Genomic DNA, 23,628 nt, shown 5'->3' on the forward strand with positions numbered 1-23,628 from the left:
GTTGGGCGAGTGGCTCTACCGGGCCCGACCGGCTTGCGGCGGGTGACAGTTCAGGGGGCTCCGTTGCGCTGATCAGGCCCAGTTGGGCGAGTGGCTCTACCGGGCCCGACCGGCCTGTGGCGGGCGGCAGTTCAGGGGGCTCCGGCGGGATGGCCGGGAGCGTCGGCACCGGGATTCCCGGCGGGCTGCTCGACGGTGTTCGGCGGCGGCTCGCGGAGAGCGGGGCCGAGCCCACGCCCGCGCGGGTGGCCCAAGCCCTGCGGGAGCAGGGGCGGGTGCTCGGGGACGCCGAAGTGCTCGGGGCGGCTGAGCAGTTGAGGTCCGAGTTGGTCGGCAGCGGGCCGCTGGAGCCCTTGCTCACCGACCCGCGCGTCACCGACGTGCTGGTGTCGGCACCCGACCGGGTGTGGGTGGACCGGGGCGGCGGCCTGGAGCTGACCTCCGTCGCCTTCCCGGACGCGGCGGCCGTACGCCGGCTAGCGCAGCGCCTGGCCGCCGTGGCGGGACGGCGCCTGGACGACGCGCGGCCCTGGGTCGACGCCAGGCTGCCGGACGGAACCCGGCTGCACGCCGTGCTGCCCCCGGTGGCCGTCGGATGCACGTGCCTGTCGCTGCGCGTCGTACGGCCGCGTGCCTTCACCCTCGGCGAACTCGTCGCGGCGGGCACGGTGCCGCCCGGTGGTGACCGCGTGCTGCGGGCGCTGCTGGACGCCCGGCTGTCGTTCCTCATCAGCGGCGGCACCGGCAGCGGCAAGACGACGCTGCTCAGCGCGCTGCTGGGACTGGTCGGGCCGGGTGAGCGGATCGTGCTCGCCGAGGACTCGGCAGAGCTGCGGCCCGACCATCCGCACGTCGTCCGGCTGGAGACCAGACCCGCCAACCAGGAGGGCGCCGGGCTGGTCACGCTCGAAGACCTGGTGCGGCAGGCGCTGCGGATGCGGCCGGACCGACTCGTGGTGGGCGAGGTGCGCGGCCCCGAGGTCGTCCACCTCCTGGCCGCCCTGAACACGGGACATGAGGGCGGCTGCGGCACGGTCCACGCCAACGCCGCCGCGGACGTGCCCGCCCGGCTTGAGGCCCTCGGGACGGCCGCGGGGCTCGACCGGGCCGCCCTGCACAGCCAGTTGGCGGCGGCCTTGTCGGTCGTACTGCACCTGGTGCGTGACCGGGCCGGTCGGCGGCGGATCGCCGAGGTGCACGTGCTGGAGCGGGACCCGTCGGGACTCGTGAGGACGGTACCGGCGCTGCGGTGGGGCACGGAGGCCTTCGCGTACGAGCGGGGCTGGGAGCGGCTCAGCGGGCTGCTGCGGAACGACGGTTGCGAGAGGGGACGCGAGTGACTACGGGGACTGCCGGGGCGACGACGGGCATGGCGATGGCGTGCGCGGCGGCCGCGATGTGGCTCATGGGCGGATGGCACCCGGGCGCACGGCGGGCTCGGCTGGTGCTGGCCGGGGGCGGCGTGGTGGACGCGGGGCCGCCGGGGTGGCGGGAGTTGGCCGACGGGGTGCGCGGGCTGCGGGGGCGGCTGCGTGCCGAGTGGTGCGTGGTGGCGGCCGGACTGGTGCTGGGGCTGCTGGGTTCGTCGGTGCTGCCGGTCGTCGCGGGGGCGGCCGGGGTGCCTCTGGTGCGGCGGCTGCGGCTGGCGGCGCGGGCCCGGCGGGGGCGGGAGCGGAGGGGCGACGCGGTGATCGCGTTGTGCGGTGCGTTCGCAGGTGAGGTGCGGGCCGGGCGGCAGCCGGGTGAGGCCCTGCTGCGTGCCGCCCGTGAATCCGGTGGGCTCTGGGAGGCGCAGGCCACGGTGCTGGCGGCGGCGCGGTTCGGCGGGGATGTGCCGGGAGCGCTCACGGCGGCGGCGCGGCAACCCGGTGCCGACGGGCTGCTGGGGCTGGCCGCGTGCTGGCGGGTGGCCGTGGACCAGGGCGCGGGCCTGGCCGCCGGACTCGACCGGCTGGAGGCGGCACTGCGCGCCGAACGGGATCAACGCGCCGACCTGAGGGCCCAGTTGGCCGGTGCCCGGGCCACCGCCGTGATGCTCGCCGGGCTGCCCGCTCTGGGGCTGCTGCTCGGCACCGCGCTCGGGACCGATCCGCTGCACGTCCTGCTGCACACGGGCGTGGGCCTCGGCTGCCTGGTCGTCGGCGGCGTGCTGGAGGGACTGGGCCTGTGGTGGGCGATGCGGATCGTCCGGGGAGCGGAGGCGGCGTGAGCGCGGAAGTTGTCCACAGGCTGGGGGTGGCCGTGGGGACGGCGCTGGTCCTCGCCTGGACTGTGCGTCGGCTGGCGGTGGTGCGGAGCGAGAGGCGGTTGCGGCGGCGTCTGACGGTGCTGGCCGTCCTCGGCGGGAGCCGCACCGAGCGGCGGTTTCCGGTCCGGGACGTCGCGCGGCGCGGGCTGCCCCTCGTGGGGGCGGTGTGTGCGGGATCGCTGCTGATCGGCGGGGTCGTGGGTGTCGTCGTGGGCTCGGTCGTCGCGGGTGGTCTGTGGCGATGGCGGCTGCGGCAGGAAGCGGCCGGTACGGCGGCGAGAGAACGCGATACGACCGAGGCGGCCCGTCAACTGCCGCTCGCCGCGGATCTGCTGGCGGCCTGCATCGCGGCCGGCGCCGGGCCCGTGATCGCCGCCCAGGCCGTCGGAGAGGCACTCGGCGGACCCGTCGGGCATGGGCTGGCACGCGGGGCGGCTGAGGTGCGGCTCGGCGGCGAACCGGGCGACGCGTGGCGGAGGTTGGCGGCCGTACCGGGCGCCGGACCACTGGCGCGCCTGCTGGAACGGGCCGATGTCTCCGGTCTCCCGGCCGCCGCCCCGGTCGCGCGGCTGGCGGCGGAGGCCCGCGCCGAATGGGCGCGCACGGCGACGACGCGCGCCCGGCGGGCGGCTGTCATGGTCACCGCACCCGTGGGGCTCTGCTTCCTCCCGGCGTTCGTCACGGTGGGCATCCTGCCCGTCGTCATCGGACTCGCCGACGGGGTGCTGGGCGGGGGCGGGGGGTGATGCCGGGGTACGGAGCGCGCGCGTGCCACCCGGCATGGCGAGCGCGGGCGCCGGCCCGGAGAAGGCGGAGGACGAAGACGAAGGCGAAGACAGGCAACGGCACGAGAAAACCAACACGTTGATCAATCCACGGGGGTTGTGATGTATCTGGCGATGCGGGCACGGCTGCGTGCCCTGGTGTGCGGAATGCGGGCGGCGCGACGCGGCGCGTGGCGGGACGGCGGCATGGTCACCTCCGAGTACGCGATGGGGATCGTCGCTGCCGTGGGGTTCGCGATGGTGCTCTACAAGGTGGTGACCAGCGGGGCCATCACGACGGAACTGCAGGACATCGTGAAGCGGGCGCTCAATGCGCGGATGTGAGAGGCGACGGCGCGCAGACGGCGGGTTCGTGACGGCGGAGGCGGCCCTGGCACTGCCCGTGCTGGTGACGGTCACGGCGCTGCTGGTGAGCGGGCTGGTCGCGATGCTCCTGCAGATCCAGTGCGTGGACGCGGCACGGGCGGGGGCGCGGGCGGCGGCCCGTCAGGATCCCGCGGACCAGGTCGAGGAGGTCGCGCGCGGCATCGCGCCGCGCGGTGCGGCGGTCACGGTCACCCGGGAGGACAGCCAGGTCCGGGTGGTGGTCGTGGCGAAGACGCCGCTGCCGTTCGAACTGCGGGCGGAGGCGGTGGCGGACGCGGAGGAGGCGACGGGCCGAGAGGCGACAGGCCGAGAGGCGGAGGGCCAGGCGGCGACAGCGGAGGCGGGGGCACCGAGGACGAGGGCAGCGACGTGAGAGCGCGATTCTCCGACCGGGGCTCGGCCACCGTCTGGAGCGTGGGCGCGATCGGCGTCCTGTGCGTGGTGTTCGGTGTCGTGCTCGCGCTGGGGCAGGTCGTCGTGGTCCGGCACCGGGCGGCCGGCGGCGCCGATCTCGCGGCGCTCGCGGCGGCGGACCACTGGACGGAGGGCGCGGCGGCGGCCTGCGCCCGGGCGGACCGGGTGGCCCAGGCCCAGGGCACGAGGCTCGCGCGGTGCACGGTGACCGGCGAAATCTCGGACGTGACGGCTACGGCGGGGCTGGGACCCTTCACTGCCGAGGCGCGCGCCAGAGCGGGACCTGCGGGACCGGCGGGGTCTGTGGGACCGGCGGGGTCCGTGGATCCTGCTGTGGGTGCCGAGGTGAGCCTTGCGGGGCGCGTGGAGCCGACGGGCGCCGGTACGGGCCCTGCGGGCTCTGTGAGCTTCGTGGGACCCGGAGAGCCTGCTGGACTAGCAGCGGGGCCTCCGCCCGCCGCGACGCGCCCTCAGGCCCGCACAGGACCGCGGCCCGCGGAAGTCGGCCCCGGTACAGGACCGCGGCCCGCCGAAGAAGCCCAAGTGCCGTCGGCGGCTCACCCGCAGGCGCACCGGAGGCGGCTGGCAAGCGCGGCGCCTACTGCGGTGAGCGCTCGGGCTTCCCCGCTACGTTCTCCGGCGCCTCCGCCTCCGCCTCCGTCGCCCCGGCCCCAGCCCCAGCCCGGCCCCCAGCCTCCGCCGAGCCCTCCGCTCCCGCCGCCCCCCGCAGCAGCACCGTGAGCAGCCGCACCGCGCCCCGCTTGTGCAGCGGATCGTTGCCGTTGCCGCACTTGGGGGACTGGATGCAGGACGGGCAGCCGGCGTCGCACTCGCAGGAGGCGATGGCCTGCCGGGTGGCGGTGAGCCACTCGCGGGCGGTGTGGAAGGCGCGCTCGGCGAAGCCCGCGCCGCCGGGGTGGCCGTCGTAGACGAAGACCGTCGGCAGCAGGGTGTCGGGGTGGAGCGGTACCGAGACGCCACCGATGTCCCAGCGGTCGCAGGTCGCGAAGAGGGGCAGCATGCCGATCGAGGCGTGCTCGGCGGCGTGCAGGGCGCCGCCGAGGATCTCCGGGTTGATCCGGGCGGCGTCCAACTGGTCCTCGGTGACTGTCCACCACACGGCGCGGGTGCGCAGCGTACGAGGAGGGAGGTCGAGTTTCGTCTCGCCGAGGACTTCGCCGGTGATCAGGCGTCGGCGCAGGAAGGAGACCACTTGGTTGGTGACCTCGACGGAGCCGTAGCACAGGCGGCCGTCGCCCCAGGGGGCCTCGATGTCGGTCTCCAGGACGGAGATCGCCGTCGTGTCGCGGGCGACCGTCGAATAGGGCGGCGCGGCCTGCTCGACGAGGGCGACGGAGTCCTCCAGGTCGAGTGAGCGCACCAGGTAGGTGCGGCCCTGGTGGAGGTGGACCGCGCCCTCGTGAACGGTCGAGTGCGCGGCGCCCTCGTCCACCGTGCCGAGCAGGCGGCCCGTGCCGGCCTCGACGACCTGGACCGGCCGGCCGCCCTCACCGCGGATGTCGGTGAGGTCGGCGGCCCGTTCGCGGCGCGTCCAGTGCCAGGCCTTGGTACGGCGGCGCAGCAGCTTCGCTGCCTCCAGCTGGGGGAGCAGCTCGTCGCAGGCGGGGCCGAACAGTTTCAGGTCGTCGTCGGTCAGCGGCAGTTCCGCGGCGGCCGCGCACAGGTGGGGGGCGAGCACGTACGGGTTGTCGGGGTCGAGGACGGTGGATTCCACGGGTTGGCGGAACAGGGCCTCGGGGTGGTGCACGAGGAACGTGTCCAGGGGGTCGTCGCGGGCGACCAGGACGGCGAGGGCGCCCTGCCCGGAGCGTCCGGCACGGCCGGCCTGCTGCCACAGGGAGGCGCGGGTGCCCGGGTAGCCGGCGATGACGACGGCGTCCAGGCCGGAGATGTCGACACCGAGTTCCAGGGCGTTGGTCGCGGCCAGGCCGAGGAGTTCGCCGGAGTGGATGGCGCGTTCCAGGGCGCGGCGCTCCTCGGGGAGGTAGCCGCCGCGGTAGGCCGCGACACGCCGGGCGAGGGAGCGGTCGATCTCGCCGAGGCGTTCCTGGGCGATGACGGAGATCAGCTCGGCGCCGCGCCGGGAGCGGACGAAGGTGACCGAGCGGACGCCCTGCACGGTGAGGTCGGTCAGCAGGTCGGCGGCCTCGGCGGTGGCGGTGCGGCGGACGGGGGCGCCCTTCTCGCCGTGCAGTTCGGTGAGCGGGGGCTCCCACAGGGCGAACACCAGTTCGCCGCGAGGTGAGGCGTCGTCGGCGACCTCGACCACGGGCAGGCCGGTCAGGCGACGGGCGGCGACGGACGGTTCGGCGGCCGTCGCGGAGGCCAGCAGAAACACGGGGGAGGCGCCGTAGCGGGCGCAGAGCCGGCGCAGGCGGCGCAGCACCTGGGCGACGTGCGAGCCGAAGACGCCGCGGTAGGTGTGGCACTCGTCGACGACGACGTACTTGAGCGCCTTCAGGAAGGAGGCCCAGCGGGGATGTGACGGCAGTATGCCGCGGTGCAGCATGTCGGGGTTGGTGAGGACGTAGTTGGCGTACTGGCGGATCCACTCGCGTTCCTCGACCGGCGTGTCGCCGTCGTAGACGGCGGTCCGCACGGAATTGCCGAGGGGGTGTGAAAGTTCCTTCACCGATCGGCACTGGTCCGCCGCAAGTGCCTTGGTCGGGGCGAGGTAGAGGGCGGTCGCGCCTCGGCCGTTCGGCGCCTCGGAGCCGTCCAGAAGGGTGGAGAGCACCGGCGCCAGGTAGGCCAGGGACTTGCCGGAGGCGGTGCCGGTGGCGACGACCACCGACTCGCCGTCCAGGGCGTGCTCGGCCGCGCGGGCCTGGTGCTCCCACGGGTGTTCGATGCCCGCTGCCTGCACGGCGGCGACGACCTCGGTCCGGATCCGGTCCGGCCAGACGGCATGGCGGCCCTCACGCGGGGGCAAGTGCTCCGTATGAGTGATGCGCGAAGCCCGGCTCCGCCCGGCGGCGAGCCGGTCCAGGACCGTGCCCGGATGCAGGCGGGAGACGGGGTCCGTCGTGGGTCGATCGGATCGGTGATTCTTGGCCATCGGCTCCGAGTGTGTCACTGGCGTGACGGACAATGGAGTCAAGGCGTCGTGCACGCCTGCCGGTAAGTGATTGAATGCCATCGCGGCTGGCGAACCGTCCCGGGGGCTTCAAGCCGAGGTGCCCGAGGGGCGACCGCTCGATAGCAAGGTGCTGGAGGATCCGTGGACCTGTCCCTGTCGACCCGTACCGTCGGCGATCGTACGGTCGTCGAGGTCGGTGGCGAAATCGACGTATATACCGCGCCCAAGCTGCGCGAGCAGCTGGTCGAGCTGGTGAACGACGGGAGTTTCCACCTCGTCGTCGACATGGAGGGCGTGGACTTCCTCGACTCCACCGGGCTCGGCGTTCTGGTCGGCGGTCTCAAGCGTGTGCGTGCCCACGAGGGCTCGCTGCGCCTGGTCTGCAACCAGGAGCGCATTCTCAAGATCTTCCGCATTACCGGCCTCACCAAGGTGTTCCCGATCCACACCTCGGTCGAGGAAGCGGTGGCGGCCACCGACTGACCACTCCGCCCCGGGCCACGCGCCCGGGGCGCCTGATTCGTACCAAGGGGGGCGGGCCGTCGACGGCCCTGTCCTCCCGACCGCACGCCCGTTAGTCGCGAGGGGGATGCATGGCCACCGTCGAACTCCGCTTCAGCGCGCTGCCCGAGCACGTCAGGACCGCCCGGCTCGTGGCGGCAGCGGTGGCGCGCAGGGCCGGGGTGGACGAGGCGGTCCTCGACGAGGTCCGCCTCGCCGTCGGCGAGGCCTGCACCCGCGCCGTCGGACTGCACCAGACGGGTGGGATCACCGCGCCGGTGCAGGTGCTGCTGATCGAGGAGGAGAAGCAGTTCTCCATCGAGGTCGGCGACGAGGCGCCGCACGCCGTTCCCGGTGACCGGGCCGCCGGGCCGGGCGACCCGGACGCGGAGACCGAGGAGGACGAGATGGGCCTCGCGGTCATCAGCGGCCTCGTGGACGACGTGGAGGTCTCCGCCGGAGAACACGGCGGGCTGATCCGCATGACGTGGCCGACCACGCCGCCGACCGCCGTGCTCGCCTGACGCCGACTCCTGGCGCCGACTCTCGACGCCGACTCCTGACGTGGACTTCCGCGTCGGACGCCGTAACCCGAAGGGCCCTACTCCGTAGGGCCCTTTTTGCGTGGCGGCCCCCGGGGCCCGCGCCTACAGTGATCCCGAGCGATTCTTTTCGTGAACCCATTCACGATCCGACGCGCGACAATTCGATCACGCGAGAATGCCCCAAAGGCATTACCGCTTTCGGGTTCGGGAGCCTGGGTCGATCATTTGCCAAAAGGCATGTGACGGCTGATTCCGCTTACCGCACACTGTTTTGATCAGGTCCGGCTACCTACAATCCGTCCACATCTTGAGCTCAGCCCAAGCGTCAAGGAGGACGAATGGCGGAGCTTTCTCTCCCCCATCAGTTGGACCGACCCACCACCTTCGCCGCCGCGGTGCTGACGGACGAGAACCGCGTGCTCGTCGCGGTGATCGCCCTGGTCGCCCTGGCGGCACTCGTGGTCGCGGGCGTCCTGGTGCGCCAGGTACTCGCGGCCGGCGAGGGCACCGAAAGCATGAAGAAGATCGCGGCGGCGGTCCAGGAAGGCGCGAACGCGTATCTGGCCCGTCAGTTGCGCACGCTCGGCGTATTCGCCGTGATCGTGTTCTTCCTGCTCATGCTGCTGCCCGCGGACGACTGGAATCAGCGTGCCGGACGATCGGTGTTCTTCCTGATCGGCGCGGCGTTCTCGGCGGCCACCGGCTATATCGGCATGTGGCTCGCCGTGCGCAGCAATGTGCGGGTCGCCGCGGCGGCACGGGAAGCGACACCGGCGGAGGGTGAGCCGGAAAAGGATCTCACCCTCGTTTCGCACAAAGCCATGAAGATCGCATTTCGCACGGGCGGCGTCGTCGGCATGTTCACGGTGGGGCTCGGCCTGCTGGGCGCCTCCTGCGTGGTGCTGGTGTACGCGGCCGACGCGCCGAAGGTGCTCGAGGGCTTCGGGCTCGGCGCGGCGCTGATCGCGATGTTCATGAGGGTCGGCGGCGGCATCTTCACCAAGGCCGCGGACGTCGGCGCCGACCTCGTCGGCAAGGTCGAGAAGGGCATCCCGGAGGACGACCCGCGCAACGCCGCGACCATCGCCGACAACGTGGGCGACAACGTCGGCGACTGCGCGGGCATGGCGGCCGACCTCTTCGAGTCGTACGCCGTGACGCTGGTCGCCGCGCTGATTCTCGGCAAGGTGGCCTTCGGCGACTCCGGGCTGGCGTTCCCGCTGCTCGTGCCGGCGATCGGGGTGCTCACGGCGATGATCGGCATCTTCGCGGTGGCGCCGCGGCGGGCCGACCGCAGCGGCATGAGCGCGATCAACCGCGGATTCTTCATCTCCGCCGTGATCTCGCTCGTGCTGGTGGCGGTGGCCGTCTTCGTCTACCTGCCCGGCACGTACGCGGAGCTGGACGGCGTCACCGACGCCGCGATCCAGGCCAAGAGCGGCGACCCGCGGATCCTCGCGCTCGTCGCGGTGGCGATCGGCATCCTGCTGGCCGCGGTCATCCAGCAGCTGACCGGCTACTTCACCGAGACGACCCGGCGGCCCGTCAGGGACATCGGCAGGTCCTCGCTCACCGGGCCCGCGACCGTCGTCCTCGCCGGTATCTCGGTCGGTCTCGAATCGGCCGTGTACACCGCCCTGTTGATCGGCCTCGGCGTCTACGGGGCGTTCCTGCTGGGCGGTACGTCGATCATGCTGGCGCTGTTCGCCGTGGCGCTCGCGGGCACCGGGCTGCTCACCACGGTCGGGGTGATCGTCGCGATGGACACCTTCGGGCCGGTCTCCGACAACGCGCAGGGCATCGCCGAGATGTCCGGCGACGTCGAGGGCGCGGGCGCGCAGGTGCTCACCGACCTGGACGCCGTCGGCAACACCACCAAGGCCATCACCAAGGGCATCGCGATCGCCACGGCGGTGCTCGCGGCGGCGGCGCTGTTCGGCTCGTACCGTGACGCGATCACGACCGGCGCGCGGGACGTGGGCGAGAAACTCACCGGCGACGGCGCGCCCATGACGCTGATGATGGACATCTCGCAGCCGAACAACCTGGTCGGTCTGATCGCGGGCGCGGCGGTCGTCTTCCTCTTCTCGGGGCTGGCGATCAACGCCGTTTCGCGGTCGGCGGGTTCCGTGGTCTTCGAGGTCCGCCGGCAGTTCCGGGAGCGGCCCGGGATCATGGACTACACGGAGAAACCGGAGTACGGCAAGGTCGTCGACATCTGCACCAGGGACGCCCTGCGGGAGCTCGCCACGCCCGGGCTGCTGGCCGTACTGGCGCCCATCTTCATCGGGTTCACGCTGGGCGTCGGCGCGCTCGGCGCGTTCCTGGCGGGCGCGATCGGCGCGGGCACGCTGATGGCGGTGTTCCTCGCCAACTCCGGTGGCGCCTGGGACAACGCCAAGAAACTGGTGGAGGACGGCCACCACGGCGGCAAGGGCAGCGAGGCCCACGCGGCGACGGTCATCGGCGACACGGTCGGCGACCCGTTCAAGGACACCGCCGGTCCCGCGATCAACCCGCTGCTGAAGGTGATGAACCTGGTGTCGCTGCTGATCGCGCCGGCGGTCATCAAGTTCTCCTACGGCGCCGACGAGAGCCTCGGCGTCAGGATCGCGATCGCGGTCCTCGCGCTCGGCGTGATCGTCGGCGCGGTCTACGTCTCCAAGCGGCGCGGGATCGCGATGGGTGACGAGGACAACGCGGGTTCGGAGCCCAAGTCGGCGGACCCGGCGGTGGTTTCGTAGCGGCCGGGCCGAGGAGGGGGCAAGGTCCCAGCTCAAGGTGTGGGCGGTCGGCGCGCGTTGACGTGCCGTCCGCCCGCACTTGTGTGTTCACACCCTGGTCGTGAGCCTTCTCTCGCTTGGTGCAAATGGCTTCAATAGGGTCATAACGGATGCCCGGCATGCGTTTGTCGCCCATCTGGCGTGTATGTTCCGGGGCCGAGAGCCATGGAAGGGACCAAACCGGTGAACAAGAAGCTCGCGGCCGCACTGTCCGGCGGTGCGGTACTGGTACTGGCGCTGACGGGTTGCGGCAGCGACGACAACGAAAAGCTGGACTCCTGGGCCAAGCAGGTCTGCGACGCGGTGCAGCCGCAGGCCGAGAAGATCGCGTCGGCCAACGCCGCGATCCAGAAGGAGACCTCGGACAACAGCACGCCGGAAGAGGTCCAGAAGACCGACTCCAAGGCCTTCCAGGACATGTCCGACGCCTACAAGGCGATCGGCTCAGCCGTCGACCGGGCCGGTGCGCCGGACGTCGAGAACGGCGAGAAGAAGCAGAAGGACGCGGTGAAGGAGCTCAACAGCATCTCCACCGCCTACGCCTCCCTGAAGAAGCAGGTCGACGCCCTCGACACCAAGGACCAGGCGAAGTTCGCCGACGGCCTCAAGGACGTCGCCACCGAACTCGACAAGCTCAGCAAGAGCGGCAACAACGCCCTGAAGACGCTGGAGGAGGGCGAGGTCGGCCAGGCCATGGGCAAGCAGGCCAGCTGCAAGTCGGCGAGCGCGTCGGCGTCCGCCACCAAGAACTGACCGCCACCAGGAACCGACCGCAGCCAAGAACAGACCGCTACCAGGAACCGGCCTCCGCAAGAACCCGTCGGCACCCCTCGACTCCCCGGCACGCGCGTGTGCCGGGGAGTCGTCGCGCATGCGCGCGATGCCGGCGCGAGCGGACACAATGGGGGCGTGAGTAACACCACCCTGTCCCCGCTGCCCTCCGCCGACCGTCCCGAGACCGCCGCCCGGCTCCGCGACGCGCTGCTCGCGGCCTCCTTCACCGCCGACGGACTGCTCGACCTGCTCGGCGCCCCCGCGTACGCGGCGCTGGCGCGCAGCGAGACCGTGCCCGCGCTCCGCGCGACCCGCGGGGACACGCCGCTGGAGACACTCGTCCGGCTGTTCCTCCTCCAGAAGCCGGTGCCGCACGCGCGCGTGGCCGACGTCCTGCCCGTCGACGCCTGCCTGGACGCCGGCTGGCTGGTGGGCGCGGGCGGCGACGAGATCGCAGCGACCGTCGACGTACGGCCGTACGGAGGGCCCGGCGGCGAGGACTGGTTCATCGTGTCCGACCTGGGCTGCGCCGTCGGCGGCGCGGGCGGCATCGGCAGCCACGACGAGGGCGTCGTCCTGGGCGTCGGCGGCGCGTCCACGACGCTGGCCGGCATCACGGTCCGTACGCCCGTCGCCGCCGCGCTCGACCTCGGCACCGGGTCCGGCATCCAGGCGCTGCACGCCTCCCGGCACGCCACGCGCGTGACGGCGACCGACGTGAACCCGCGCGCCCTGCACATCACCGCGCTCACCCTGGCGCTGTCCGGAGCCCCGGCCGCCGAACTGCGCGAGGGCTCGCTGTTCGAGCCGGTCCGGGAGGGGGAGACGTACGACCTGATCGTGTCGAACCCGCCGTTCGTGATCTCGCCCGGTGCCCGGCTCACCTACCGCGACGGCGGGATGGGCGGGGACGATCTGTGCCGCACGCTCGTTCAACAGGCGGGGGAGCGGCTGAACGAGGGCGGGTTCGCGCAGTTCCTCGCCAACTGGCAGCACGTCGAGGGGGAGGACTGGCAGGACAGACTCAGGTCGTGGGTGCCGCGCGGCTGCGACGCGTGGATCGTGCAGCGCGAGGTGCAGGACGTCACGCAGTACGCCGAGCTGTGGCTCAGGGACGCCGGTGACCACCGGGCCGACCCGGCCGACTACCAGGCGCGGTACGACGCGTGGCTGGACGAGTTCGAGGCGCGCAAGGTGAAGGCGGTGGGCTTCGGCTGGATCACGCTGCGCAGGACCGGCTCCGCCGTGCCGTCGGTCACCGCCGAGGAGTGGCCGCACCCGGTCGAGCAGCCGCTCGGCGAGGCGGTCCGGGCGCACTTCTCCCGGCTCGACTACCTGCGCTCGCACGACGACGCGGCGCTGCTCGAACAGCACTTCAGGCTCGCCGACGAGGTCGTGCAGGAACAGGTGGGACTGCCCGGTGCCGAGGACCCGGAGCACGTCGTGCTGCGGCAGAACCGCGGCATGCGCCGGGCCACCAAGGTCGACACGGTCGGCGCGGGCTTCGCGGGCGTCTGCGACGGCTCGATGAGCGCCGGCCGCATCCTGGACGCCATCGCGCAACTGCTCGGCGAGGACCCCGTGTTGCTGCGGGACCGCACGCCGGCGCAGATCAGGCTGCTGGTGGAGCAGGGGTTCCTGGAACCGGTGCGGTGATCCAGAGGGCCACCGCCCCAGCCCCCTGATCCGGGCGAACAGGCTGCCGCGGAGCGCGCGGCGGCCCATTCACGCCGTCCTGGACGCGTGGCGGGAGTGATACCCGCGACACCGGAGCAGGACGGGAGCCGGACGGGAGCCGTGAGGACAGTGACCGGTGTCTCGTGCCCGGCAAGATCGTCCCGCGCCGGCCGGTCGGAGCGAGACGAGCGAGGGCGGGCGCTCCGGGCGACACGCCCGTCGCCGTTCACCTCGGGTTCGCCTGTCTGCCGCCCGTGCGTGTCAGTCTCGCGTCGCTGGGCACTCGCGGACGGGAGAAAAGGGGCGCTGACGCCATGGAGAGCGGGCCGGCGATCTTCTCAGGAATCGTGTTCGCCCTGTTCGGAGCCGGTCTGGCGGTGTGGACCGCGACCCGCGTCCGGCACCGCCGCCCTGTCGCCCACGGTGTGAACCCCGTCGCATCGGCGACCCTCGCGAGCGTCGCGGCACTGCTCGCGCTCGCTCTCGGAACGTGGTGCTTCACCCGCGTCTGAGCGGCCCCGGCGCCCGCGCTCGAAAAGGGGGGCGGATCTTCGAAGGGGCCGCCGCCGGAGTGCCGCTCCGATAAATGGGAGGCGGAACTCCGGATAGTGTCGAACAGGCTGGTCGGCACTCCGGGCGGCAGGAATGGTGGTAGTCGGGTTACCGTTCGAGTGGCCGTTGCGGGCTTTTACCGTTTGACACGGGGGCGGGATGTACCGTCACACTCCGCAGCGTCAGCACGACCCGCCCCCGGGAATCAAGGCCCTGGGGAGACCCAGCGTCGACCGGAGAGAAGAGCGAAGTTGTCCCCGACCAGCGAGACCGCGAACGGCGGCCGCCGACTCGTCATCGTCGAGTCGCCTGCCAAGGCGAAGACGATCAAGGGCTATCTCGGCCCTGGATACATCGTCGAGGCGAGCGTCGGGCACATTCGCGACCTCCCCAACGGCGCCGCCGAGGTGCCGGACAAGTACACCGGTGAGGTCCGCCGCCTCGGTGTGGACGTCGAACACGACTTCCAGCCGATCTATGTGGTCAACGCCGACAAGAGGGCGCAGGTCAAGAAGCTCAAGGACCTGCTGAAGGAATCCGACGAGCTCTTCCTCGCCACCGATGAGGACCGCGAGGGCGAGGCCATCGCCTGGCACCTGCAGGAAGTCCTCAAGCCGAAGATCCCCGTGAAGCGCATGGTGTTCCACGAGATCACCAAGGACGCGATCCGGGAGGCCGTGGCCAACCCGCGCCAGCTCAACCAGAAGCTCGTCGACGCCCAGGAGACCCGCCGCATCCTCGACCGCCTCTACGGCTACGAGGTCTCGCCGGTCCTGTGGAAGAAGGTCATGCCGCGCCTGTCGGCCGGCCGTGTCCAGTCCGTCGCGACCCGGCTCGTGGTCGAGCGGGAACGCGAGCGCATGGCGTTTCGTTCCGCTGAGTACTGGGACCTGACGGGCACCTTCGCGACCGGCCGCGCCGGTGACTCGTCGGACCCGTCGTCGCTGGTCGCCCGCCTGCAGACCGTCGACGGCAGGCGAGTCGCCCAGGGCCGCGACTTCGACTCCCTGGGACAACTCAAGAGCGCGAACACCCTCCACCTCGACGAGGCGAACGCCCGCGCCCTGGCCGCCGCCCTGGAGAACACGCGGTTCGCGGTCCGCTCCGTCGAGTCGAAGCCGTACCGCCGCTCGCCGTACGCCCCGTTCCGTACGACGACGCTGCAGCAGGAAGCCAGCCGCAAGCTCGGCTTCGGCGCGAAGGCCACGATGCAGATCGCGCAGAAGCTGTACGAGAACGGCTACATCACCTACATGCGTACGGACTCCACGACCCTGAGCGAGACGGCGATCGCCGCCGCCCGCGCCCAGGTCACCCAGCTGTACGGCGCCGACTACCTGCCGCCGCAGCCCCGTACGTACGCCGGCAAGGTCAAGAACGCGCAGGAGGCGCACGAGGCGATCCGCCCCTCCGGCGACCGCTTCCGCACGCCCGCCGAGACGGGCCTGACCGGTGACCAGTTCAAGCTGTACGAACTGATCTGGAAGCGGACCGTCGCCTCCCAGATGAAGGACGCGACCGGCAACAGCGTCACCGTGAAGATCGGTGGCACCGCCGCCGACGGCCGGGACGTCGAGTTCAGCGCGTCCGGCAAGACGATCACCTTCCACGGCTTCCTGAAGGCCTACGTCGAAGGCGCCGACGACCCGAACGCCGAGCTGGACGACCGCGAGCGCCGCCTGCCGCAGGTCACCGAGGGCGACGCGCTGACGGCCGAGGAGATCACGGTCGACGGCCACGCCACCAAGCCCCCGGCCCGCTACACCGAGGCCAGCCTCGTCAAGGAACTCGAAGAGCGCGAGATCGGCCGCCCGTCGACGTACGCGTCGATCATCGGCACGATCCTCGACCGCGGCTACGTGTTCAAGAAGGGCACGGCCCTCGTGCCGTCCTTCCTGTCCTTCGCCGTGGTCAACCTCCTGGAGAAGCACTTCGGACGGCTCGTCGACTACGACTTCACCGCCCGCATGGAGGACGACCTCGACCGCATCGCCCGCGGCGAGGCCCAGGCCGTGCCGTGGCTGAAGCGCTTCTACTTCGGCGAGGGCCCGGACCACGGCGGCGGCGCGGCCGACGCCGGCAACGGCGACGGGGACCACCTCGGCGGCCTCAAGGAACTCGTGACCGACCTGGGCGCGATCGACGCCCGCGAGGTGTCGTCGTTCCCCGTGGGCAACGACATCGTGCTCCGCGTCGGCCGCTACGGCCCGTACATCGAGCGCGGCGAGAAGGACACCGAGCAGCACCAGCGCGCGGACATCCCCGACGACCTCGCGCCGGACGAGCTGACCGTCGACCTGGCCGAGGAACTCCTCGCCAAGCCGAGCGGCGACTACGAACTGGGCACCGACCCGAAGACCGGCCACACCATCGTCGCCAAGGACGGCCGCTACGGCCCGTACGTCACCGAGGTCCTCCCCGAAGGGACCCCGAAGACGGGCAAGAACGCCGTCAAGCCGCGCACGGCCTCCCTCTTCAAGACGATGTCCCTGGACACCGTGACGCTCGAGGACGCGCTGAAGCTGATGTCGCTGCCGCGCGTCGTCGGCACCGACGCCGAGGGCCAGGAGATCACCGCGCAGAACGGCCGCTACGGCCCGTACCTGAAGAAGGGCACGGACTCGCGGTCACTGCAGACCGAGGAGCAGCTCTTCACGATCACGCTGGAAGAGGCGCTGGCGATCTACGCCCAGCCCAAGCAGCGCGGTCGCGCCGCGGCCAAGCCGCCGCTGAAGGAACTCGGCGAGGACCCGGTCAGCAACAAGCCGGTCGTGGTCAAGGACGGCCGCTTCGGCCCGTACGTCACCGACGGGGAGACCAACGCGACCCTGCGCTCCGGCGACAGCGTCGAGACGATCACCCCCGAGCGCGGCTTCGAACTGCTCGCCGAGAAGCGCGCCAAGGGCCCCGCCAAGAAGACGGCGAAGAAGGCCACCACCAAGAAGGCCGCCGCGAAGAAGGCACCCGCCAAGAAGACGGCCGCCGCGAAGAAGACGACGGCCGCCAAGAAGACCACGGCGAAGAAGACGGCCGCGAAGAAGACCACCGCGGCCAAGTCGACCGAGGACTGAGCGGCTCTCAGAAACCACGCGGAGTTCGCGAAACGAACGCCCCGGCGCCTCATCGGTGCCGGGGCGGCCGTACGTTCGGACAGGCGCCCCGGGCTGTCGGTGCGGCCCGATAGGCTGAACGCATGACGCGAGCCGAGCAGCCAGCCGAGCAGTCAACGGCCCCTCACCCGGCCCCCGACGACGCACTGGTCGCGGACTCCCGCGAGCGCGCCGTCCGCGCACTGCTGCGCCGACCGCAGTTGAAGCGGTTGTGGAGCGCACAGCTCGTGGGTGGTGTCGGCGACATCCTCGCCCTCCTCGTCCTGGTCGTCCTCGTCCTCCAGACGGCGATCGCCGAGGGCTCCTTCGGGGGCGGCTATCGCGGCGTGGCGTTCGCAGTGGCGACCGTTTTCGGTGTGCGGATCCTCGCGACGCTGCTCTTCGGAGCGGTCCTCCTCGGCCCGCTCACGTCACTGACCTCGCCCGACGGTCCGCTCGACCGCCGCTGGACGATGGTCGGCGCCGACGGCGTGCGCGCCGCGCTGCTGATCGTCGCGCCGCTGTGGATCGACTGGATGCCGGACGACGCCCTCGCCGCCCTCCTCGTCACCGCCTTCGTGGCGGCCGTCGCCGAGCGGTTCTGGGGGGTCTGCCGCGAGAGCGCGGCGCCCGCCCTGCTGCCGGCCCCGCCCCCGGAGGGCGCGACGGTACGGCCGCTGCCGGACCACATGGACGCGCTGCGCCGCCTGTCGCTGCGCACGGGCTTCGTCGCGATACCGCTCGCGGGCGCCGCGCTGGTCGTCGCCGGTCTGGTGAACAACGTGCTGGGTGCCGGCATCGCCTGGTTCGCCCAGCACCAGGCGGCCCTCGCCTCGTACGTCGCGGCGGGACTGTTCGCCGCGTCCCTGTCCGTGCTGACGTTCCTCGAACTGCCCGGCACGCGCACGCCGCGCGCGCGGTCGCCGCTGGAAGGGCTGCGCCGCCCGAAGTCGGCCGGCGGTGGCGACAAGGGCCGCGGCGGCGTCGAGAAGGGCCGCACGGGTGCGATACCGCTGCTGGTCCTGGCCTGCGCGGCCGTCGCGGGCGCGGTGGCCGCCGCTGTCGGCGTCACCGTGCTGCACGCCAAGGACCTCGGCGGCGGGCCCGTTCTGTTCGGCCTGCTGGTGCTCGCCCTGACCGGCGGCGTCGTCGTCGGCATCCGTACGGCGCCCGGCGTGCTGCCCACGCTGTCCCGGCGGCGGCTCCTCGCGCTCGCCATCGCCTTCACGGGCGTCGACCTGCTGGTGGCGGGCCTCGTCCCGGACGTCACCAGCGTCCTGGTGATCCTCGCCCTGGCCGGCGTCGGCGCGGGCGTGGCCGCCAACACCGGGCACACCCTGCTCGACCAGGAGACCGAGGCGCTGCGGCGCGCGCGGATCACCGGGCACCTGCACGCGGTCGTGCGGGTCTTCGTGGCGCTCGGCGCGGTGGTCGCCCCGGTCGTGGCCGCGGGCATCGGCCCGCACCGGCTGGAGAGCGGCAAGTTCGTGTTCGCGCACGGCGGCGCCGCGTTCACGCTGATGCTGGTCGGCGCGCTGCTGCTGCCGGTGGCGGCGCTGGTGCTGGCCAAGGTCGACGACCGCTCCGGCGTGCCGCTGCGGCACGACCTGCGGGACGCGGTCCTCGGCGGCGACGACCCGGAGCCCGCGGCGGCCGCGTCCGGCTTCTTCATCGCCCTGGAGGGCGGCGACGGCGCCGGGAAGTCCACGCAGGCCGAGGCGCTCGCCGAGTGGATCAGGTCCAAGGGCCACGAGGTCGTGCTCACCCGCGAGCCGGGCGCGACGCCGGTCGGCAAGCGGCTGCGGTCCATCCTGCTCGACGTCTCCAGCGCCGGACTCTCGCACCGCGCGGAGGCCCTGCTGTACGCGGCCGACCGCGCGGAGCACGTGGACACCGTCGTACGGCCCGCCCTGGAGCGCGGCGCGGTGGTGATCTCCGACCGCTACATCGACTCCTCGGTCGCCTACCAGGGCGCCGGCCGCGACCTGTCGCCGACCGAGATCGCCCGCATCAACCGCTGGGCGACCAACGGGCTCGTCCCGAACCTGACGGTGCTGCTGGACGTCGCCCCGGAGACCGCGCGCGAGCGGTTCACCGAGGCGCCGGACCGGCTGGAGTCCGAGCCCGCCGAGTTCCACGCGCGCGTGCGGTCCGGTTTCCTCACGCTGGCCGCGGCCGACCCCGGGCGCTACCTGGTGGTGGACGCCGGGCAGGAGCCCGAGGCCGTCACCGCCGTCGTCCGGCACCGGCTCGACCAGGTGCTGCCGCTGTCCGAGGCCGAGATCCAGGCTCGCGAGGAGGCGCGCCGGAAGGCGGAGGAGGAGGCCAGGCGCAAGGCGGAGGAAGAAGCCCGCCGCAAGGCCGAGGAGGAGCGCCTGGAGCGCGAGCGCCAGGAGCAGCTCGCCCGGCTGCGCGCCGAGGAGGAGGAGCGCAAGCGGCGCGAGCTGGAGGAGGCGCAGCGCCGCGAGGCCGAGCGGCAGGCGGAGGAGGCCCGGCTACGGGCCGAGGAGGCGCGCCGCAAGGCGGAGGAGGAGCGGGCCCGGCTCCTCGCCGAGGAGAAGGCGCGCGCCGAGGAGGAGGCCCGCCGCAGGGCCGAGGAGGAGCGGCGCCGCAAGCAGGCCGAGGAGGAGGCGCGGCTGCGCGCCGAGGCCGAGGCGCAGCGACTGGAGAAGCAGCGGAAGGCCGAGGAGGCACTGCTGCGCGCCGAGGAGGCCCGCCGCCAGGCGGAACAGGCGGCGGCTGCGGCAGCGGCGGGACCGAGGCCCACCGCCCCCGAGGCGGCGCGGACGCCCCGGCCGGCGGCCGGGCAGGACGCGGCGACCGTGCCGACGCCGGTCGTCCGCCCGGGTGAGGACACCGCGGTGCTGCGGCCGGTCCGCGACGAGCGTGAGCAGCGGTTCGACGAGCGTGAGCAGGGGCGCGGTTCGGGGCGGGTCTCCGAGGCCGAGGTGACCGCGGAGCTGCCGAAGCCGGCGCCGGGCACCGCCGACGAGACGGCGGTCCTTCCGCAGGTCCCGGGCGCCGGTGACGACACGGCCGTACTGCCGCCGGTGCGCGGGGACGCGCGCGGGGACGAACCCGCCGACCGGGTGCCGCCGGGCTACTTCCGCGACGAACAGCCTGCCGCCCCCCGCCCGGACGGCACCGAGGACCGCACGCGCGAGCTGCCGCAGGTGGACGCCGACGAGGTGCCCCGCCGCCGGCAGCGCTCCGACTGGGCCGAGGAGACCCCGCTGGACGACCTGCCGACGCTGGCGGACGAACTGCTGGGCCCGCGCGACGACGAGTACGACGAGGACGGCGGCCGGGGCCGGGGACGTCGGCGCTGACCTGCGGGTCGCGCGTCGGGGCCCGGCCGCCCGGAGGGGCGGCCGGAGCCGGAGCCGGAGCATCCCGGCGCGCACGGACGGGGCCGGAGTGTCCCGCGCCGGGCGGGGGTGGCCGCGGCCGGGCCGTTCGAGGTCGGGCGTCCGGAGCCGGGCCGTTCGAGGTCGGACATCCGGGGTCGGGGCGTCCGGGGTCGGGGCGGCCGGAGTGTCCGGTGTGGAACGGGATTGTCAGTGCCCGCCCGCACAATGGATCCCGCAAGGCTGACGTGGTGGAAGGGCGGCGTGACCCATGACCGTGTGGGACGACCTCGTGGGGCAGGAGCGGGTGAGCGACCAGCTCGCCGCCGCAGCGCGTGACGCCGACGCCCTCGTGACCGCGGCGGCGACCGACGCGCCCCCGCCCGAGGCGTCGAAGATGACGCACGCCTGGCTGTTCACGGGCCCGCCCGGCGCCGGGTACGTCCAGGCGGCGCGGGCCTTCGCCGCCGCCCTGCAGTGCGTGAGCCCCGACCGCGCCCTCGGCGGAGCCCCCGGCTGCGGCTTCTGCGACGGCTGCCACACGGCCCTGATCGGCACGCACGCCGACGTCAGCACGGTCACGGCGGTCGGCGCGCAGATCCGGGCCGAGGAAATGAGGGACACGGTCCGCAAGTCGTTCACCGCGCCGGCGAACGGCCGCTGGCAGGTCATCCTCGTGGAGGACGCCGAGCGTCTGAACGAGAAGTCGGCCAACGCCGTCCTCAAGGCCGTCGAGGAGCCCGCGTCCCGCACGGTCTGGCTGCTGTGCGCGCCATCGGTGGAGGACGTGCTGCCGACGATCCGCTCCCGCTGCCGGCTCCTGACCCTCAGCACGCCCTCGGTGGACGCCGTCGCCGACATGCTCGTACGGCGCGAGGGCGTTGAGCCGGACGTCGCGATGGCCGCCGCCCGCGCCACCCAGGGGCACGTGGAGCGGGCGCGCCGGCTGGCCACCGACCCGGCCGCCCGCGAGCGCAGAGCCGCCGTGCTCAAGCTGCCGTTGCGCGTCGAGGACATCGGCGGCTGTCTCCGGGCCGCCCAGGAACTCGTGGACGCCGCGTCGGCGGACGCCAAGGTGCTCGCCGACGAGACGGACGCCAAGGAGACCGAGGAGATGAAGGCGGCGCTCGGCGCGGCACAGGGCGGCCGGCTGCCGCGCGGCACGGCGGGCGTGATCAAGGACCTGGAGGACAACCAGAAGCGCCGCAGGACGCGCACGCAGCGCGACAGCCTCGACCTCGCCCTGAGCGACCTCACCGCGTTCTACCGCGACGTCCTCGCCCTCCAGCTCGGCTCCCGCATCGCGATCGCCAACGTCGACGCCGAGGACGCCCTGGACCGGATCGCCCGCGGCAGCACCCCCGAGGCCACGCTGCGCCGCATTGAGGCGATCGCCGCCTGCCGCGACGCCCTCGACCGCAATGTGGCACCGCTGCTCGCGGTGGAGGCGATGACGATGGCCCTCAGAGCGGGCTGACGAGACGGGCCGGCACGCACGGGGGTGTCCGTCAGGGTTGACGGGATAACTCGTAAGAGGCACGTCCCGCACACAACGCGTACGGGTCGTAGCGCAGAGTTACGCTCGCTGGATGCACACAAGGCGCACTCACCGCAGATCCCGCACCGCCAGGATCGGCATCGGCCTCCTCGCCGCCGTAGGCCTGCTGGTCCCGGCCTGTTCGCCCGGCGCGTCGGGAACGGCCAGTTCGGCGGCCCAAGGGGCGGCGGCGCTGGCCGCTCTGCCGAGGGCCACCCCGGCGGCCCTCTCGCCGTACTACGGGCAGAAGCTGAAGTGGCGGGGCTGCGGCGCCCCCGGCTTCCAGTGCGCCACGCTCCGGGCGCCGCTCGACTACGCGAAGCCGTCGGCCGGTGACGTCCGGCTCGCCGTCGCCCGCAAGAAGGCCACCGGACCGGGCGAGCGGCTCGGCTCGCTGCTGGTGAACCCGGGCGGGCCGGGCGGCTCCGCCGTCGACTACCTCCAGGCGTACGCCGGTGTCGGCTACCCGCCCGACGTCCGCGCCCGGTACGACATGGTGGCGGTCGACCCGCGGGGCGTGGCCCGCAGCGAGCCCGTTGAGTGTCTCGACGGGCGGGAGATGGACACGTACACGCAGACGGACGTGACGCCGGACGACGAGAAGGAGACCGACGCCCTCGTCGGCGCGTACCGGACGTTCGCGGAGGGCTGCGGCGCCGACGCGCCGGGGCTGCTGCGGCACGTGTCCACGGTCGAGGCGGCGCGGGACATGGACATCCTGCGGGCCGTGCTGGGCGACCGGAAGCTGAACTTCGTTGGGGCGTCGTACGGGACGTTCCTCGGGGCGACGTACGCCGGGCTGTTCCCCGACCGCTCGGGGCGGCTGGTGCTGGACGGGGCGATGGACCCGTCGCTGCCCGCGCGGCGGCTGAACCTCGAACAGACGGCGGGCTTCGAGACGGCGTTCCAGTCGTTCGCGAAGGACTGCGTACGCCGGCCCGACTGCCCCCTGGGCGACCGGAACACCACACCGGCCCAGCTCGGCAAGAACCTGAAGGCGTTCTTCGAACGGCTCGACAAGCGCCCCGTCCCGGCCGGCGACGCCGACGGCCGCCGCCTCACCGAGTCCCTCGCGACGACCGGCGTGATCGCCGCGATGTACGACGAGAGTGCCTGGGAGCAACTGCGCGAGTCGCTGACGGCGGCGATGAAGGAGAACGACGGCGCGGGCCTGCTCGTCCTGTCCGACAGCTACTACGAGCGCGACGCCGACGGCGGCTACAGCAACCTGATGTTCGCCAACGCAGCCGTGAACTGCCTCGACCTCCCGGCGGCCTTCAGCGGTCCAGACGAGGTGCGCGACGCGCTGCCGGCCTTCGAGAAGACGTCCCCGGTGTTCGGCGAGGGCCTGGCGTGGGCCTCCCTGAACTGCGCGTACTGGCCGGTGGCGCCCTCCGGCGAACCGCACCGCATCAAGGCACGGGGCGCCTCGCCGATCGTCGTGGTCGGCACCACCCGGGACCCGGCGACGCCGTACCGCTGGGCGAAGTCCCTGGCCGCCCAGCTGTCCTCGGCGCGCCTCCTGACGTACGACGGCGACGGCCACACGGCCTACGGCCGGGGGAGCGCCTGCGTCGACTCTGCGATCAACGCGTACCTGCTCCGCGGAACCCCGCCGAAGGACGGAAAGCGCTGCTCATAGGGCCTCTCGCCCGACTGCTCCCACCTTGTCCCGACCTTCGTACCGGCCCCGGACCAGAGGCCTCCGGGGCTGGTACGAAGCACCCCCGGAAACTGTGTAGACTTACCGACGTTGCCGATCGCACCATGGGTGCGGGCAGCACGCCGCCTTAGCTCAGATGGCCAGAGCAACGCACTCGTAATGCGTAGGTCTCGGGTTCGAATCCCGAAGGCGGCTCCGGTAAAAGGCCAGGTCACCCAGGTGTGACCTGGCCTTTTGTGTGTGCGCG

At 72.8% G+C, this 23,628-nt stretch carries 16 protein-coding genes, 1 tRNA gene and 1 pseudogene; 17 read left to right on the plus strand and 1 reads right to left on the minus strand.

Annotated features, from left to right (window positions below; all coding sequences use genetic code 11):
- The first annotated feature begins 149 nt into the window (after positions 1-149).
- The 6 genes and pseudogenes from ACZ7D7_RS31110 to ACZ7D7_RS31135 form a co-directional block, all read left to right on the plus strand.
- Positions 150-1,340 (plus strand): TadA family conjugal transfer-associated ATPase, encoded by a 1,191-nt coding sequence (locus tag ACZ7D7_RS31110; RefSeq protein ID WP_470828672.1) that lies wholly within the window; start codon positions 150-152, stop codon positions 1,338-1,340.
- A 29-nt stretch (positions 1,341-1,369) separates the two neighbouring features.
- Entirely contained in the window at positions 1,370-2,209 is an 840-nt protein-coding gene (locus ACZ7D7_RS31115) for a type II secretion system F family protein (protein ID WP_470828806.1), read from the plus strand.
- Complete coding sequence (locus ACZ7D7_RS31120; RefSeq protein WP_470828674.1) at positions 2,206-2,994, plus strand: type II secretion system F family protein; 789 nt, start codon at positions 2,206-2,208, stop codon at positions 2,992-2,994. The genes ACZ7D7_RS31115 and ACZ7D7_RS31120 overlap by 4 nt, the downstream gene beginning before the upstream one ends.
- Positions 2,995-3,135: 141 nt before the next feature.
- Positions 3,136-3,357, plus strand: a complete 222-nt coding sequence (locus ACZ7D7_RS31125) for a DUF4244 domain-containing protein (protein WP_470828675.1) — start codon at positions 3,136-3,138, stop codon at positions 3,355-3,357.
- Between the two features lie 28 nt (positions 3,358-3,385).
- A complete protein-coding gene (locus tag ACZ7D7_RS31130; protein WP_470828676.1) occupies positions 3,386-3,772 on the plus strand; it encodes a TadE family type IV pilus minor pilin in 387 nt (128 codons plus the stop codon).
- A pseudogene (locus ACZ7D7_RS31135) lies at positions 3,769-4,086 on the plus strand (Rv3654c family TadE-like protein); the annotation flags it as partial. The gene ACZ7D7_RS31130 and the pseudogene ACZ7D7_RS31135, both read left to right, overlap by 4 nt.
- Before the next feature lie 325 nt (positions 4,087-4,411).
- Here ACZ7D7_RS31135 and ACZ7D7_RS31140 read toward each other — a convergent pair.
- The gene (locus ACZ7D7_RS31140; RefSeq protein WP_470828677.1) at positions 4,412-6,973 is read right to left on the minus strand and encodes a DEAD/DEAH box helicase; all 2,562 of its coding nucleotides are present in this window, start codon (positions 6,971-6,973) and stop codon (positions 4,412-4,414) included.
- A gap of 81 nt (positions 6,974-7,054) precedes the next feature.
- Between ACZ7D7_RS31140 and bldG the strand changes: the two genes are divergently transcribed.
- The 11 genes from bldG to ACZ7D7_RS31195 all read left to right on the plus strand — a co-directional run bounded on the left by bldG (position 7,055) and on the right by ACZ7D7_RS31195 (position 23,576).
- Positions 7,055-7,396: an anti-sigma factor antagonist BldG gene (gene bldG / locus ACZ7D7_RS31145; protein ID WP_003975386.1), complete on the plus strand. Its 342-nt coding sequence runs from the start codon at positions 7,055-7,057 to the stop codon at positions 7,394-7,396.
- Between the two features lie 110 nt (positions 7,397-7,506).
- Positions 7,507-7,938, plus strand: coding sequence for an ATP-binding protein (locus tag ACZ7D7_RS31150; RefSeq protein ID WP_470828678.1), 432 nt, complete (start codon positions 7,507-7,509; stop codon positions 7,936-7,938).
- A 359-nt stretch (positions 7,939-8,297) separates the two neighbouring features.
- Positions 8,298-10,703, plus strand: a complete 2,406-nt coding sequence (locus ACZ7D7_RS31155) for a sodium-translocating pyrophosphatase (protein ID WP_470828680.1) — start codon at positions 8,298-8,300, stop codon at positions 10,701-10,703.
- A 204-nt stretch (positions 10,704-10,907) separates the two neighbouring features.
- Positions 10,908-11,495 (plus strand): small secreted protein, encoded by a 588-nt coding sequence (locus ACZ7D7_RS31160; RefSeq protein ID WP_470828682.1) that lies wholly within the window; start codon positions 10,908-10,910, stop codon positions 11,493-11,495.
- A gap of 156 nt (positions 11,496-11,651) precedes the next feature.
- Entirely contained in the window at positions 11,652-13,172 is a 1,521-nt protein-coding gene (locus tag ACZ7D7_RS31165; protein WP_470828684.1) for a DUF7059 domain-containing protein, read from the plus strand.
- Positions 13,173-13,507: 335 nt separating this feature from the next.
- Positions 13,508-13,705, plus strand: a complete 198-nt coding sequence (locus ACZ7D7_RS31170) for a hypothetical protein (RefSeq protein ID WP_470828685.1) — start codon at positions 13,508-13,510, stop codon at positions 13,703-13,705.
- 291 nt (positions 13,706-13,996) lie between these two features.
- On the plus strand, positions 13,997-16,816 hold the full coding sequence (topA, locus tag ACZ7D7_RS31175) for a type I DNA topoisomerase (RefSeq protein ID WP_470828687.1): 2,820 nt from the start codon (positions 13,997-13,999) through the stop codon (positions 16,814-16,816).
- A 122-nt stretch (positions 16,817-16,938) separates the two neighbouring features.
- The gene (gene tmk / locus ACZ7D7_RS31180; RefSeq protein WP_470828689.1) at positions 16,939-20,163 is read left to right on the plus strand and encodes a dTMP kinase; all 3,225 of its coding nucleotides are present in this window, start codon (positions 16,939-16,941) and stop codon (positions 20,161-20,163) included.
- A 289-nt stretch (positions 20,164-20,452) separates the two neighbouring features.
- Entirely contained in the window at positions 20,453-21,658 is a 1,206-nt protein-coding gene (locus tag ACZ7D7_RS31185) for a DNA polymerase III subunit delta' (RefSeq protein ID WP_470828690.1), read from the plus strand.
- Between the two features lie 112 nt (positions 21,659-21,770).
- Complete coding sequence (locus ACZ7D7_RS31190) at positions 21,771-23,360, plus strand: alpha/beta hydrolase (RefSeq protein WP_470828692.1); 1,590 nt, start codon at positions 21,771-21,773, stop codon at positions 23,358-23,360.
- Positions 23,361-23,502: 142 nt separating this feature from the next.
- Positions 23,503-23,576: transfer RNA gene (locus ACZ7D7_RS31195), tRNA-Thr, on the plus strand.
- Positions 23,577-23,628: the final 52 nt, after the last annotated feature.

Source organism: Streptomyces sp. NPDC037054 (genome assembly GCF_055606745.1).